At 64.2% G+C, this 14,311-nt stretch carries 11 protein-coding genes and 1 pseudogene; 7 read left to right on the top strand and 5 right to left on the bottom strand.

The features are described from left to right. The coding region (locus ACN4F8_RS02745; protein ID WP_419472188.1) for a TOBE domain-containing protein at positions 1 to 355 on the top strand (355 nt) is incomplete at its 5' end. Here the strand turns inward: ACN4F8_RS02745 and ACN4F8_RS02750 are convergent. Together ACN4F8_RS02750 and ACN4F8_RS02755 are read right to left on the bottom strand one after the other, a co-directional pair. Further along, entirely contained in the window at positions 253 to 3,171 is a 2,919-nt protein-coding gene (locus ACN4F8_RS02750; protein ID WP_419472189.1) for a filamentous hemagglutinin N-terminal domain-containing protein, read from the bottom strand. The two genes, ACN4F8_RS02745 and ACN4F8_RS02750, sit on opposite strands and share 103 nt — an antisense overlap. Continuing rightward, positions 3,168 to 4,868 carry a ShlB/FhaC/HecB family hemolysin secretion/activation protein gene (locus ACN4F8_RS02755; protein ID WP_419472190.1) on the bottom strand — a complete coding sequence of 567 codons (1,701 nt, stop codon included), beginning with the start codon at positions 4,866 to 4,868 and terminating at the stop codon, positions 3,168 to 3,170. The genes ACN4F8_RS02750 and ACN4F8_RS02755 overlap by 4 nt, the downstream gene beginning before the upstream one ends. Before the next feature lie 215 nt (positions 4,869 to 5,083). On the opposite strand from ACN4F8_RS02755, the gene ACN4F8_RS02760 reads away from it, so the two are divergent. Beyond that, on the top strand, positions 5,084 to 6,538 hold the full coding sequence (locus ACN4F8_RS02760; protein ID WP_419472191.1) for a UDP-glucose dehydrogenase family protein: 1,455 nt from the start codon (positions 5,084 to 5,086) through the stop codon (positions 6,536 to 6,538). Here the strand turns inward: ACN4F8_RS02760 and ACN4F8_RS02765 are convergent. Further along, positions 6,450 to 7,661 carry a glycosyltransferase family 4 protein gene (locus ACN4F8_RS02765; RefSeq protein ID WP_419472192.1) on the bottom strand — a complete coding sequence of 404 codons (1,212 nt, stop codon included), beginning with the start codon at positions 7,659 to 7,661 and terminating at the stop codon, positions 6,450 to 6,452. The two genes, ACN4F8_RS02760 and ACN4F8_RS02765, sit on opposite strands and share 89 nt — an antisense overlap. Before the next feature lie 133 nt (positions 7,662 to 7,794). On the opposite strand from ACN4F8_RS02765, the gene ACN4F8_RS02770 reads away from it, so the two are divergent. Further along, positions 7,795 to 8,397, top strand: a complete 603-nt coding sequence (locus tag ACN4F8_RS02770) for a hypothetical protein (RefSeq protein ID WP_419472193.1) — start codon at positions 7,795 to 7,797, stop codon at positions 8,395 to 8,397. Between the two features lie 16 nt (positions 8,398 to 8,413). Here the strand turns inward: ACN4F8_RS02770 and ACN4F8_RS02775 are convergent, their stop codons facing one another. Then, the gene (locus ACN4F8_RS02775; RefSeq protein ID WP_419472194.1) at positions 8,414 to 10,066 is read right to left on the bottom strand and encodes an aminotransferase class III-fold pyridoxal phosphate-dependent enzyme; all 1,653 of its coding nucleotides are present in this window, start codon (positions 10,064 to 10,066) and stop codon (positions 8,414 to 8,416) included. A gap of 59 nt (positions 10,067 to 10,125) precedes the next feature. Here ACN4F8_RS02775 and asd point away from each other — a divergent pair, with 59 nt between their 5' ends. The 4 genes and pseudogenes from asd to ACN4F8_RS02795 form a co-directional block, all read left to right on the top strand. Then, positions 10,126 to 11,007, top strand: a complete 882-nt coding sequence (gene asd / locus ACN4F8_RS02780) for an archaetidylserine decarboxylase (protein ID WP_419472195.1) — start codon at positions 10,126 to 10,128, stop codon at positions 11,005 to 11,007. Positions 11,008 to 11,387: 380 nt separating this feature from the next. After that, positions 11,388 to 11,840 (top strand): hypothetical protein, encoded by a 453-nt coding sequence (locus tag ACN4F8_RS02785; protein WP_419472196.1) that lies wholly within the window; start codon positions 11,388 to 11,390, stop codon positions 11,838 to 11,840. A gap of 39 nt (positions 11,841 to 11,879) precedes the next feature. Next, positions 11,880 to 12,932 (top strand): hypothetical protein, encoded by a 1,053-nt coding sequence (locus ACN4F8_RS02790; protein ID WP_419472197.1) that lies wholly within the window; start codon positions 11,880 to 11,882, stop codon positions 12,930 to 12,932. A 101-nt stretch (positions 12,933 to 13,033) separates the two neighbouring features. Next, positions 13,034 to 13,449: pseudogene (locus tag ACN4F8_RS02795) on the top strand (transposase); the annotation flags it as partial. Between the two features lie 93 nt (positions 13,450 to 13,542). On the opposite strand, the gene ACN4F8_RS02800 reads toward ACN4F8_RS02795, so the two are convergent. Next, positions 13,543 to 14,067, bottom strand: a complete 525-nt coding sequence (locus tag ACN4F8_RS02800; protein WP_419472198.1) for a DUF1643 domain-containing protein — start codon at positions 14,065 to 14,067, stop codon at positions 13,543 to 13,545. Positions 14,068 to 14,311 lie beyond the last annotated feature (244 nt).

Raw genomic sequence — 14,311 nt, forward strand, 5'->3', positions numbered from 1 at the left:
GGGTGACCCGATGCTGGAGGTGACACTGGTGACAAAGGGCGGCGCACAACTGGTGTCCAGCATCACGCAGGAAAGCGCAGATCTGCTGGGCCTCACACCCGGCCTGGCCGTGCTGGTCTTGTGCAAGGCCACGGCGGTGGAGGTGTCGCTGGCGAACTCAAAAACCGGCGCTGATGCGCTCGTGGGTCGTATCGAGCGCTGCGCGCCCGGTGCCCGGCAAGACGAGGTGGTGCTGGCGCTGGCGGGCGGCGGTCACTGGGTGGGGTTTGCGAAGCACCCGTTCAAGGGACAGGTGGGCAATGCGGCGGTGGCGGTCTTGTCGCCAGCGGCGCTGGTGATCGGCTTGGCGGGTTGAGGAATGTCGATGCCCGGCGGCGACTTGATGCCTGTTCCCACCACGGTGAGGTTCAATCCGGCGGTGTTGCCCGATGGTGAAAGGGCTTCGATGTGTCCAGTCAGCAAAAGGTCGCTGACCCCTGCGGGTTGCGTGCGCGTCATGTTGGCACCGCTGATGATCGCCATGCCCAGCCTGCTGCCGGTGTTGGCCAGGGCAGGGTTGCCACCCAAGTTCACGCTTGGCGCGTTGACCGTGAGCGTGCCGCTGGCATAGCTGATGATGTAGCCGTGCTGGGAGGAATGGAGTCCGCCCGGGGTCAAGGTGTAGATGCCGACGTCCAAAGGGTTCTGGGACAGGCTGCCGTAGGTCACGGTGCCCAACAAGCTGGCGTTGGGTGGGCTTGAGTAGGTCACACCGCCCGCGCCGACGTAAGGGCCGCCGTTGTACGTCATGGTCGCGTCATTGGCTTTCACGGTCAGTGGCGCCATGAAGGCACGCAGCAATGGGTCGACCAGCCCCGCCTGGCTGAGCCAGGTGTTGGCGAAGTCCCATCCGACGAAGTTGGCCTGTTGCTTCATCTGGGTGGAGGTCAACCCGGTGGCCCCGGTCGTCGTACCCCCGGCGATGCCAGGGGGCGCGCCGACGTCGACGTTCCAGTGGCTGCTGCTGACGGAGCCGTTGTTGTAGCCGACCAGGCTTCCCATGGAACCTGGATCGGCATTGGACACCTCGGCAGAGGCATAGCTCGTGCTGATGGTGCCGCCGTTGTTGTGCCCGACCAAGCCGCCAATCAGGTCCTGGTACGCGGAGCTTCTGACCTCCCCGGTGCTGTAAGTGTTCGCAATGCTGCCCTCGTTCACGCCGACCAAACCACCCAGGCGGTTGCCCGCGACAGCCGAGCCCGAGAAGTAGCTGTTGTTGATGGTCCCCGTGCTTTGGTTCAGGCCAACCAGTCCACCCAGATAGGTGTTGCCCACCACAGTGCCCGTGGCGTAACTGTTGTTGATGGCGCCCCGGTTGATGCCGACCAGCGCTCCCACCCGGCCTTCATTGCCCCACCCGGATGTGTACGAACCGACGTTCACCAGTCCAACGTTGCGGATTCGCGCGTTGGTGGCGGTCGAGCCGAACAATCCTGAAACCGTGGAAGAACTGTCGGCACCGTAGGCAAGCCGGAGCTTCAGATGGGAAACGGTGTGGCCCAGACCATCAAAGACGCCGGCAAACGGCGAGCCGGCCGTGCCGACGGGCGTGAAGCCCATCCCCGAGTTCCATCCGGCGCTCGCGCTCGCATCGACGTTGCTGCCGAGGACGTATTTGCCGGCCAGATCGCCGGACATGCCCTGCAGGTCGACCCCGCTGCTGCTGGTCGGGTCGCCCAGGCTGTTGATCACGGTGTAGACCGTCGGCAATGCGGTGTCGCTGCCGAGCCTGGTGCTGAAATTCTGGCCCGATGGCAGGTCGATGGCGGCCTTCACGTTGTACGTGGCGGTGTTGCCCGCCGCGCCAGCGCCCTGGCCGTATTCGAGCGCCAGGCTGGCCGTGCCGGAGCCGCGCAGCGGCTGGTTGATGTGGATGTTGTTGTGCGCGGTGAGGGTCAGCTTGTTGGCCGACCAGGCAATCGTGTCGTTGACGTTGATGTCACCGAGACCGGCGCCGGTGGCGACGGTCGCGATGCTGACGTTGCTGGTCTGCAGGGCGGTGGTGTAGAACGCGCCGGTCTGGTCGCCGCCGGAGGCCGCGATGGTGTAGTCGGTCGGATCGATCAGCCAGTTGCCGGTCAAACCATGCGCTGTTGCCGCCGTCGTGACCTTGAGCGTGTCGTTGATGTTCACGTGCGCGGCCGAGGTCTCGATGAAGCCGCCATCGCCACCGGCCGGCGCACTGGCGTCCAGCGTGCCGGCTGCGTTGACCGTGCCGCTCTGCATGTCGCCCAGCAGCTTGATGCTGCCGTTGTGGTTGACCAGCGATTGCGCCTGGATCACGCCGGTGTTGTTGACCACCGTCTTGAGCAGTTGGCCGGCGGCCTGGGCCGTCATCAGCACATGGCCGCCGTCGGCCTGGATCAGTCCGCCGTTGCTGACCAGCGCATTGACCGCCCCCTGGTCAATCTGGATGTTGAGCAAGCCGTCACCGGCCACATCGAGCGTGATGGCCTGACCGCCGGCCAGTGACACCGAGCCCATGCGCGCGGCGATCACGCCGTCATTGCTCACGTGGGCGCCCAGCAAGGCGACATAGCCACCCGGCGCGTTGAGCGTTCCCTGATTGCGCACCGCCTGGGTGCTGCTGCCCGAGAACGTGTAGCGCCCAGCCATGAAGTCGTCGTCGGTGAGGTTGAGCGTGGAGGCCACCAGGCCGCCCACGCTGACCGAAGCGCCCTTGCCGAACAGGATGCCGTTGGGGTTGACCAGGAAGACCTTGCCGTTGGACGACAGGCTGCCCAGGATGGTGGACGGGTCTGTGCCGACCACGCGGTTGAGCGCCACCGCGTTGGCACTCGGCTGCACGAACTGCACGGCTTCGCCAGCGCCGATGCTGAAGCTTTGCCAGTTCAGCACCGCGCTCGGGCTGCCCTGCACGATGGTCAGCTTGCCCGGCGCGACAGTCACGCTGGCGCTGCCGGCCGCGACCTCGCCGGCCTGCGGAAGCGCCGAGGCGCTCGCCGCGTAGGCCAGCCAGAGCGAGACCGCCAGGGCTTTGAGCGCCCAGCGACCTGCGTGCAATGGACCGGTGTTGGACGACACCTTGTTGCCACTGTTTTTCGTGGTTTCTGCGGTGGCCACGCAGGTGGCGGTGCTGTTGTTCCAGACGGAGCGGTAGATGTGGTTCATTGGAAGTACTTCACGCCTTGTATCCAGAATCGGCCGTTGGCGTCGGGCGCCGAGGTGGCGGCCTCGGACCCCACCTTGTGTGCGTAAAAGGCCTTGATGAAAAAGTCAGGGCCGACCGACCAGTTCAGGCCGACGCCGGCGCCGCTGAGCTTGCGGGTGTTGGTGCCGGCAACCCACGGGTTGCGGTTGAGGGTCACAGCGCCTGTGTCGACGAAACCGACCAGTTGAACTTGTCCCGGCACGGTGCTGGCCGCAGGCAAGGTGTATCGCGCCTCCAGCGTGAGCACAAAACCTTGGTCGGCGTAACTCTCGCCCTCCGGGTAGGCGCGCACGGCGTTGGCACCGCCCAATGACATCTTTTCAGAGACGTCCAGGTTTCTGGAGGCCAGCTGCCCGCTGGCTGCTGCATGGAACTGGGTTGAGGCACCGGCGCTTTGCAGACGGGCCAGGTTGAAGCCCAGCTTGCCGTAGGAGCCTTGTGTTCTGGCGGTGGAGGCGTCGGCCGCTTTGACAGCCGGGTCCTGCAGGTTGATGTGGCCTGCCGTTGCCGTGAGGCTGTAGGTGTTGAAGGCCCCGCCGGCAAAGCTGTCGCGGTGGTCGCCCTGGAGGCTCAGCATGAGCACCCGGGCCCTTTTCTTCTGGCTGGTGTTGGTGGTGTCCACCTGGTCGTGCAGGCGTTTGCTGTCAAAGGCCAGCTGCACAGACAGGTTGGTCTGGCGCGAGCGCAGCAGCGGGTAGCTGCCGTAGACGCTGGTGATGCTGGCCTTCCCGTGGGCCTGCAGGCTGTCAAATTCCTTGCCGAGGCTGTGGTCGAGGTGGGCGTAGGCCACGCCGACTTTCCCGCGCCCGACCTGCACCTGGTAAGCGGCGCGGGCGTAGTTCAGGCCTTTGCCCGAGCTCAGCAGGCGCAGGCTTGCCACATCGCCGTGGCCCAAGGGGTTGTTCACGTTGAGCGTGCCGCCGATGCGGCCGCGGCCGGTGTAGCGGTTGCCGTGGTTGTCGCCATCAACGCTGCCGGACACCCGGGACCCGGGCACCACGTCAAGCACCAGGTCCGAGCTGCCCACCGAGGCACCAGGCGTGAGAGTGGATCGCACCTGCACGCCCGGAAGGTCGGCCAGCAGCAGCAGGCTGCGCTCCAGCGGCGCAATGGTGACGGCGTCGTTGGGCGCCGGCTCCATCAGGCTGCTGGCGACGCTGTCTTTGAGTCGTGATTCGTTGCGGATCGTGACCGCACCGTAACGGCCCTCCAGCACGGCCAGCGTGACCAGGCCGTCCTTGATGTCCTGCGCGGGCAGGTAGGCCTGGGCGACGAAATAGCCTCGCGCACGGTAGTGGCCGGACACGCGGTCGGCCAGGCTGCGCAGGTCGGCCAGGGTCATCAGGCCTTGCGGCTTGAAGCCGCTGGCCTCAATCAGCTCGGCCTCGGTGAACGCCTGCGTCCCGGTGATGCGCAGGGTGTCTACCCGAATGCTGGTCTGGTCGGACGAGGGCAACAGGTCCTGTTGGCCCTGCTCGATGCGGATGTCAGGCGCCTTGGGCGGCAAACCGGGTGGTTGCGGGATTTGTTGAAGCTGGCTGCCGGCGCTCGGCGTCTGCTGCGCCCACACGGCGGGCGCAGAGACAAAAAATGGGAAGGCGCAGACAAGCGGAGCGAGGACCGACAGCCTTGTGGAGAGCGTTTCTTGTTGCGTCATTCGGGCTTTGCAGTAGAGAGTTCCTTGACTATCAACGCCCCGACGCATTCGTCAAAGGATGAAAAGGGTGAGGAATGCACGCCAGTTCATCCAGCCCTGCGCGCACAGCCACCCGAGCTCGAACCGCCCCCGCCGTTTCACGCATCTGTCATCGCCTTGCCAACGCCGCTTCATCTGCGGGCCGCAGCATCGTCTCCAACCAATGGAGAACGGCCATGAAGATCGCAGTGGTGGGTGCTGGGTATGTGGGGCTGGTCACCGCGACCTGTCTGGCAGAGCTGGGCAACGACGTGGTGTGTGTGGACCGTGATCACGGCCGCATCGCGGTGCTGCAAGCGGGCGGGGTGCCGATCTTCGAGCCCGGGCTTGATGTTCTTCTGCAGCGCAACGGCCACGGCCAGCGCCTGCGCTTCACCACCTCGATGGCGGTGGCCGTGCGGCATGCCGAGGTGATCTTCATTGCGGTGGGCACGCCGCCGCAGGAAGACGGATCGGCCGATCTGCAGCATGTGCTGGCGGTGGCCGCGCAGATCGGTCAGCACATGAGCGACTTCAAGGTCGTGGTCAACAAATCCACCGTGCCGGTGGGCACCGGGCGGCGCGTGGAGCAGGCCTTGCGCAGCGCGCTGGCTGAACGCGGCCTCGATGCGCTGGACTTCGCAGTGGTGTCCAACCCCGAGTTCCTCAAGGAAGGCGCAGCGCTGGACGACTTCATGCACCCCGACCGCATCGTCATCGGCCTGCCGGCGGGTGAAGCGGGTGAAGCCGCGCGGCGCCTGATGACCCGGCTCTACGCCCCGTTCAACCGGCACCACGAGCGCAGCCTGTGGATGGACGTGGCCAGCGCCGAGCTGACCAAGTACGCGGCCAACGCGATGCTGGCCACGCGGATCTCGTTCATGAACGAAATGGCCCACCTCGCCGACGCCCTGGGCGCCGACATCGATGCGGTTCGCCGGGGCATCGGGTCGGACTCGCGCATCGGCCACAGCTTCCTCTACGCGGGCACCGGCTACGGCGGCAGCTGTTTCCCCAAGGACACGCGCGCACTGGTCCATGCCGCGGCGGCGCACGGTCTGCACATGGGCATCGTGGAGGCCACCGAGGCGGTGAACCGGCGCCAGAAGCATGTGCTGGTCGAGCGCGTCTGTGCGCACTTCGGTGCCGACCTGCGCGGGCTGCGCCTGGGGGTGTGGGGGCTGGCCTTCAAGCCCAACACCGACGACATGCGCGACGCGCCCAGCCGCGTCGTGATCCCCGAACTGCTCAGCCGGGGTGCCGAGGTGCTGGTGCACGACCCGGTGGCATCCAGCGAGGCGCAGCGTGCACTCAGCGCCGACCTGGGGCGCCCGGTGGGCGAGGTGGAGGGCCTGACGTTTGCCGATTCACCGCTCGGCGCGCTGGCCGGTGTGGACGCGCTGCTCGTGCTCACCGAGTGGAAGTGTTTCCACAACCCCGACTTCGACGCCATGGCGCGCTGCATGCGTGGGCGGTTGATCTTCGACGGCCGCAACCTCTACGACCCGGCGCTCATGGACACGCTCGGTTTTGTCTACCAGGGCATCGGGCGGCGCGGTGTTCTCAAGCCTGTGCAGCCGGTGGGCTCACGGTCAGCAGTTGGTGCCAGACGGCTTCAACCTGGCGCGCAATCTGCCCCCAGTCCTGCGTGAGTGTGGTGGCGCGTCCGCGTTCGCGCAGGCGCTGCACCAGCGCCGGTTTGTTCACCATGTCCATGGCGCTGCTCAAGAACGCGGCTTCGTCGCCTCGCGGTGCCAGCAGGCCGTTGTCGCCGTGGCGGATCAGTTCGGCTGCGGCCGCGTAGTCAAAGGCCAGCACCGCCAGGCCGCTGGCCAGGGCTTCGGGCGTGACGTTGCCGTAGGTCTCGGTCACGCTGGGGAAGACGAAGAGGTCGGCGCTGGCGTAGTGGCGGGCCAGTTCGTCACCGCTCTGGGCGCCCACCAGCAGCGCTTCGGGGCAGGCCTGTGCCAGCGCGTTGCGAGAAGGGCCGTCGCCCACCACCACCAGTTTCAGATCGGGCTGCCGGGCGTGCATGGCCTGCCAGCAGCGCACCAGCAGGTCGAGGTTTTTTTCGCGGGCCAGCCGGCCGACCGAGAGCAACACCGGCTGGTCGGGCGCCACGCCCCACTGCGCGCGCAGGGCTTCGCTGCGGTGCACCGGAGAAAACCGGGCGGCATCCACGCCGCGGGCCACCACCATCAGCCGCTCGAAGCCCTGCGCGCACAGGTCTTGCAGCAGGTCGCTGGACGGCACCATCGTGCAGTCCGCAAGGTTGTGGAACTTGCGCAGGTAGGCCGCGATCGGCTTGCGCAGCCAGCCGATGCCGTAGTGCTGGCTGTAGGCGTGAAAGTTGGTCCGGAAGTCGGTGCTCAGCGGCAGCCGCAGCTGGCGCGCCGCCTGCACCGCCGACCAGCCCAGCGGCCCTTCGGTGGCCACGTGCACCAGGTCGGGCCGCTGGCGGCTCCACTGCGCCACCAGGGCGCGCTTCATCGGCATGCCCAGGCGCAACTGCGGGTAGCGGGGAATCTCCAGCCCGCGCACGAGCAGTTCGTCTGCGCCAGCCTGGCGCTCTTTGTGGTCCAGCGGCTGCCTGGGCCGTATCAGCTGGATCTGGTGGTTGCTGGCCTGCAACCGCAGCACCAGCTGCTGCAGCGTGACCGCTACGCCATTGACCTCGGGCGGGTAGGTTTCGGTGACCACCGCCACCCGCAAGCTGGGTCGCGGCACGGGGAGGTGTTCCACCAGCAGGGCTTCGCACGCGTCGGAGGTGTTCATGCCGGTCATGTTCATCGCTCGCCATAACAGCTGTGTGACAGCGGTGCTGTCACCACGCTTTCATTTTGGCCGCCGAGCATGGCACGTTGAGCCCTTCATCGTGAAGGGACCGTGACCCCATGAGAGGAATTGCGTGAACACCTTGCTCAAAGAACTCGAGACCCAGCGCTGGGACGACCACCGCTACTACCACCACAGCCGCATCAACCAGAGCCTGCACCTGCTCAGCGCGCTGAGTTTTCTGGTGGCCTATGCCCTGCTGTTCACCGACCCGGCCCTGGCCGCGCTGGTGGCGTGGCTGGTGTCGATGGTGAGCCGCCAGGCCGGGCATTTTTTCTTTGAGCCCAAGGGCTTCGACGAGATCAACCAGGCCACGCACGAATACAAGGAAGCCGTGAAGGTGGGCTACAACCTGCAGCGCAAGGTGGTGCTGATGCTGGTGTGGGCGGCCTCACCGCTGTTGCTGGTGGTGGAGCCCGGTTTGTTCGGGCTCATGGTGCCCCACACCGACTGGCCAGGGCTGTTGCACAACGTGGGCTGGATGTGGCTGTGGGTGGGCGTGGGCGGCCTGGCACTGCGGGTGTTGCAGCTGTGGGTGTTGAAGGACCTGCGCACCGGCCTGGTGTGGGCCGTGAAGATAGTGACCGACCCGTTCCACGACATCAAGCTCTACCACCGCGCACCGCTGCAACTGCTGCGCGGCGAATGGCTGGAGCCCGGACCCCGCGGCGGCTGACGCCGGTTGGGTTCCTTCAGGCGCGTCCGCTCCACCGGGCGCGCCACATCTCCTTGAGTACGCTGCGCTGCAAGTCGCGCGCGGTGGTGCCGGCGGGTGTGCTCCACCAGCCGTCGGCGCGCATCTGCTGGCAGGCCAGCACGCAGCGGCGCAGCACCTCGGCCATGTCCTGCCCGGTGTGGTTGAGGCTGAAGACCATGCGCCCCGTGCCCACCCAGCTCAGCGCCAGGCCTTGCTCGCGCAGGTAGAACTGCAGCATCCAGTGGTAGCGCGAAGGCACGGTGAAATTCAGCGTCCAGATGCTGGAGAGCCCGGCCACCCGCACCGGCACACCGGCCTGCTGCAGGCCGTGGTTGAAGTGCTTCAGGTGGTTGTGCCAGCGCTCGTCGAGCCCGTCGTACAGGGCTTGAATCTCGGGCGTGTCCAGCCGCCGCAGAAACGCGTTCATCGCGCCCATCACATACGGGTGCGCGTTGAAGGTGCCCCGGGCAAAGCAGATGTCGGCCGGGCGCTCGGGGCGAAACCGTTGCATCCACGCGGTCTTGCCACACACCACACCCACCGGCAGGCCGCCCCCCAGTGTTTTGCCGTAGGTGACCATGTCGGCCTGCACGCCGTAGTGCGCCTGCGCGCCGCCGCGCGCCAGCCGGAACCCCACAAACACCTCGTCAAAGATCAGCGCAATGCCGCGCTGGGTGCACACCTCGCGCAAACTGGCCAGCCACTGTGCGTAGACCTCGCGCTCGGCGGGTTCGCTGTGGCGTGTGGTCATCACGGTGGAATCACCCGGCGCGTTGCGGTTGGGGTGCAGGGCCTGCAGCGGGTTGACCAGCACACACGCGATGTCCTGGCGGGTGCGCAGCACCTGCAGGCTGCGCTCGTCCATGTCCTTGAGCGTGTAAGCGTGGCCGGGGGGCATCGGGTTGCCGGGGCCGGGCTGCACGTCGTCCCACCAGCCGTGGTACGCGCCGCAAAAGCGCACCAGCTTCCTGCGACCGGTGTGGTAGCGCGCCAGCCGCACCGCCTGCATCACGGCTTCGGTGCCCGACATGTGGAACGACACCGCGTCCATGCCCGAGATGGCTTTCAGCCGCTCCACGTTGTCGGCCACGCAGGGGTGGTAGCCGCCGAGCACCGGGCCCAGCGTGGCACCCAGTTCGGCACCCTCGGCCATGGTGGCCTTGTAGAAGTCGACGCCGAACACATTGACGCCGTAGGAGCCGGTCAGGTCCAGGCAGTGGTTGCCGTCCAGGTCGGTCATTCCCACGCCGTCGGCATGCGCCCAGAACGCAGGCAGTGGCAGGTGCTGGCGCACCAGCTCGCTGAACTGGAACGGCACGCGGTAGCGGCCGGTGAACTGCAGGTCGGGCAGGGCGCTGCGCATTTGCGCCGTGAGTGCCAGTCCCTGCGGTGCCCGGGCGGTCAGTGCTGCGGACAAACGAAAAAAAGCCGCCTTGCGCCGGGCCGCCACCTCGGGCAACGCGCCGTCGACCGCGAAGAAGCGGTCTTCGGTGTAGCTGTAGCCGGGCACCCAGCGCGCCAGACGCTTGGCCATGAACGAATGCCCGGCCAGCGAACGGTGCTTGGCGCGCGAGAGCTGCAGGCGCTGATGCACCCACGGAAAGGCGGCGGCCAGTGCGCCGGCGGAAAGAACCCATGCGGTGGACATCTGACACACACCTGAAAAGTGGAGGTGTGACATTTGTAGATCACTGCTTTGACAGAACCATGAACATCACCGCCTGGCGCGAAAAACTCCTGCTCAACGAGGACCTGAATTTCCTGCTCACCAACCGCATACCGCGCGTGGCCGCCACGCGCTTCATGGGCTGGTACAGCCGCATCCGCAGCCCGGTCCTCACCCGAGTGTCGATCGCAGTGTGGCGGCTGTTCACCGATCTGGACCTGAGCGAGGCCAAGCATCAGCGGTTCGACAGCCTGCACGACTGCTTCACGCGCGAGCTCAAGCCGGGCCTGCGCCCCTTCGATGCCGACCCCGCCACGCTGTGCAGCCCCAGCGACGCCATCGTGGGCGCCTGCGGGCCGATCACGGGCACCGACGTGCTGCAGGCCAAAGGCTTCCCGTACCCCCTGCGGGAACTGCTGCGGTCAGATGCCATGGCGCAGCGCATGCAGGGCGGGCGCTACACCACCCTGCGCCTCACCTCGGCCATGTACCACCGCTTCCACGCCCCGCACACACTGGCCGTGGACCGGGTCACCTACATCAGCGGCGACACCTGGAACGTCAACCCCATCGCGCTCAAACGCGTGCAGCGCCTGTTCTGCAAAAACGAGCGCGCCGTCATCGAATGCCGCCTGAGCGAACTGGGCAACGCCCCGCTGATCCTGGTGCCGGTGGCGGCGGTGCTGGTGGCCAGCATCCGCCTGCACTGGCTCAATGTGTTGCTGCACCTGCGCTGGCCCGGCCCCAACGTGATCCCCTGCGCAGCCAGCATGAGCAAGGGCGAAGAAATGGGCTGGTTCGAACACGGCTCGACCATCATCGTGCTCACACCACCCGGGCTGGAGTTGGTGCCGGGCGTGCAGAGCGGTGTGCGGATCAAGGTGGGGCAGGTCTTGTTCCAGAGACGATCCGATGACGTTTGACACATTTACAGATGCCGTTTTTCCGAAGCTGGGCACTTTTTTTGTGCAAGCCTATCCGGGCCTTGGCAGCGAGCCGAAACGCTTTCTAAGCGTCACGCGAATTGGGCGAATTCCTACACTCGTCTTTGACTGGGAAAGACCGAATCGGACACTTCCTCGTTGTCTACCCCGACATGCTGGGTATCGCCTTCAAAGATACTATCTGCTCGGACCAAAGACGAGTTCCTAAGGGAAAAGTGCGGTACGCGTGGCGAGGCTGAGGGGTACCCTACGCACTGTTCGCGCAGACCACATTGGCAAAAACTTGTCCTTGCCCTGGCCGACAAGCTATGGATGGCCAAAGCGAGAAACCTTCGATTCCAGCACCTGAGGCGCGCCCCGTGACAACCTACATCAAGCAAAGTGCACCATCGAGCAGAACCGCGATCAACGACTTTCAGAGACAGCATTTTTGCTCCTTGCTGGAGCAATTGATTTCAGGAGCGTTGGTGCAATTCGGTGTCAGAGCGACCTCAGATTTACCTCAAGAGGGTTGGGAGAGATTCACTGAAAGCCGCGAATACCGGCTTTTCATCGAAGGCGCATACGCGTGCGGATTCGTCTGTTCGGACCTCAGACCCAACGTCGACCTGAACGCGGTGAATCAACGCCCTGCTGAAGAAATGGGGCGATTTGACCTCAAGCAACTACGCCACTACGTGCACACCCTGATTCGGTCGGAGCGAGCGAGTCATGGCTATGGCAGCTTGGTTTGGGAAGCGGTGCTTTCCGGGGCCTTGGAGCGTTTGCTGGGCAGACTGGCGAACGATTCAGGTTTGCTGGAGCCGCTGTGACTGCGTCCCTGAGCCGTCCCTGAAATATCTGGACATCACATGACCTTTTTTCTTCTGCCGACAAACACCACAGCCAAAGCACAGGGCGTGCCGAAGATCTCCATCAAGGATGCCGGCATCACAGAGAACTACATCCGTGACCTCGTTGCCGCCAACATCGCCGATTTCTTCCCAGACCTGAAAACCATCTCGACTGAGTTCAGCAGTTGGCATGACAGCACAAGGCGCCTTGACATCCTCGCAATCGACACCGAACGCAATCTGTGGGTGATGGAGTTCAAGCGTGACAACGATGCTGCGCACGCTGAACTGCAGGCGATCCGCTACGCGGCCATGCTCTCGGTATGCGACTTTGACAACCTTGTTGACGCCGGATTCAAGTACAGAACCAAGCTGGGCTCAAGCATCACGGTCGAGGAATGGGAGATCGAACTGCTCGATTTTTTGGGGGCAGGTGATCCTTCAGAAGTTGCGCTGAGCCAGATCCCCCGCATGGTGCTGATATCGAGTCAGTTCAACAAAGAGATCACCACTACCGTGCTGTGGCTCAACGAGATGTTCGGCTCGACGAAGGAAGGTGTGCCGGGCATGTACATCATGTGCGTCGAAGTGGGCCTGTACGAGATGGCCGGACAGCGTGCGGTTCATTTCGACCAGATCATTCCCATTCCACAAGCCGAGGAGTACCAGGTCCAGGCGCGTGCCAAGGCTCTGGAAAGCGTGAAGAAGCAAGCCACATCCAAGCGCGCAAGATCAGTGGCCCTACTGGAGAGCGCTGGCGTGCTGATGATTGGCACCCAGATCGTGGTGGTCGAAGGTCGGCTCAAAGCGCTGAACATCACCGTGGCCGAACAACGACAGGCGACGTTTGCGGGCGATGGGCGATTCACTTGGGCGGGCGATGGGCAGACGTACGAGTCGTTAAACGCCCTCACGCGCGCCCTGTACAAAAGTAATGGCCGAACCATGGGAACCATTCAGACCACTCAGTACTGGCGACTTGCTTCGGGCACGCTGTCATTAGCAGAACAGGCAGATCAGTTGCCCTCCGGCACTTCCAATGCCCAAAATCTTGGCTTGACGCCAAGCTAGGGCAAGTCACCGACCAAAGCACGCTACGCCCTTCGGCATTGCGTGACCATTGCCTAGATGACGCCGCTCAACGTGCTGCCCAGCCCCAGCCGAATACCGCCAGCGCTGTGGTGACGGCGGCCAACGTGCATGACAAACACCCGCAGCCCGAGCAGTTGCACGGGAACGAGCAGCGTGTGTATGGCGACAGCGCCTACGCTAGCCAGAAGGTGTTGATCGAATCGAAGGCGCCCCGGGCTCGGGACCTCACCAACCAGCGGGTGCGCAGGGGTGGCAAGATCGACGAGGTCGAGCGCTCAGGAACCACAACAAGCCCAAAGTCCTCGCCCGGGTCGAACATGTCTTCGCCATGGTCAAGCGGCTCTGGGGCTTTGCCAAGGTGCGCCACCGAGGCCTGGCGAAGAACGCCGCGCGTTCGTTCGTGGTGCTGGGTCTCGCCAACATCTACTTGGCGCGGCAGCCTCGTGGGATGAGTGCGCCCGTTGCGCACTCCAAGCGCTCAAGCGCCCGCCTGTAGGGCCAGGGAACGCGGCCACATCGCGCTGTTTCTCCGCGTCAGCGGTCCATTGAGCATCGGGCCGCCTAATTCGGATACTTATTCAGCGTAACCTTAGATTTCAAGTGGCATTATGAAGTCGGCATATCGACCTCGAGATGGATGCATCCTTGTTTGGTAAAAACGCTTGCCGTGTTGCCGTTTCATCAAATTGAGAATGTGCTCTTTTCGTTCATGGAAACGATTCGTAGAACCCCAGGCGACCAAGATGATCTCGGATTCCTCTACGGCAGCAGCGATAGCTCGATCATTCCTTGAGCCAATATCTCCCGGCAGGCCTTCGAAGTCGTTCGTCTGTACCCGAGCGAACTGATTGACCACGATGAGGCGCCCGACATTCGTAAACTCTGGCAGGCCGAGTTCGAAGATGTTTTTCTCCAGGAACTGTACCGACTTGTCAGCCTGTTCTTCCCCGGCGTAACTGGGGTTCTGCATGACGACACAAACCGTCCTTGAAGACTGTAGTGGGTCCGCCCTTTTTACTTCAAGCCGGTAACGATACAGAGCGCCGTTCTCAGTCGCGAAGTCGGCGCTAGCTATAACGTTTTTTATATGTAGGTAGCGCATGCTTGAATTCATCGAAATCTAACCATCCAGTAGAAATCCCTTGAGGGGCGCTGCGTGCCTATCTTAGGGGGGCGTAACCAACGATTATACTTTGCAAGGCCAATTTATGAGATTGACAACTTAGGCTCGTGGCTGGAGATTATGTGGCCAAACCTCGCTTCTGGGCTTCCCCCAGTTTCCCGGACACATCCAATGACATGATGTGTTCAGGAGATAGGCATGACAAGAACCCGAAGGAGCTTCACGGACGAGTTCA

The sequence above is a fragment of the Hydrogenophaga sp. genome, from assembly GCF_048549895.1.
GTDB lineage: Bacteria > Pseudomonadota > Gammaproteobacteria > Burkholderiales > Burkholderiaceae_C > Hydrogenophaga.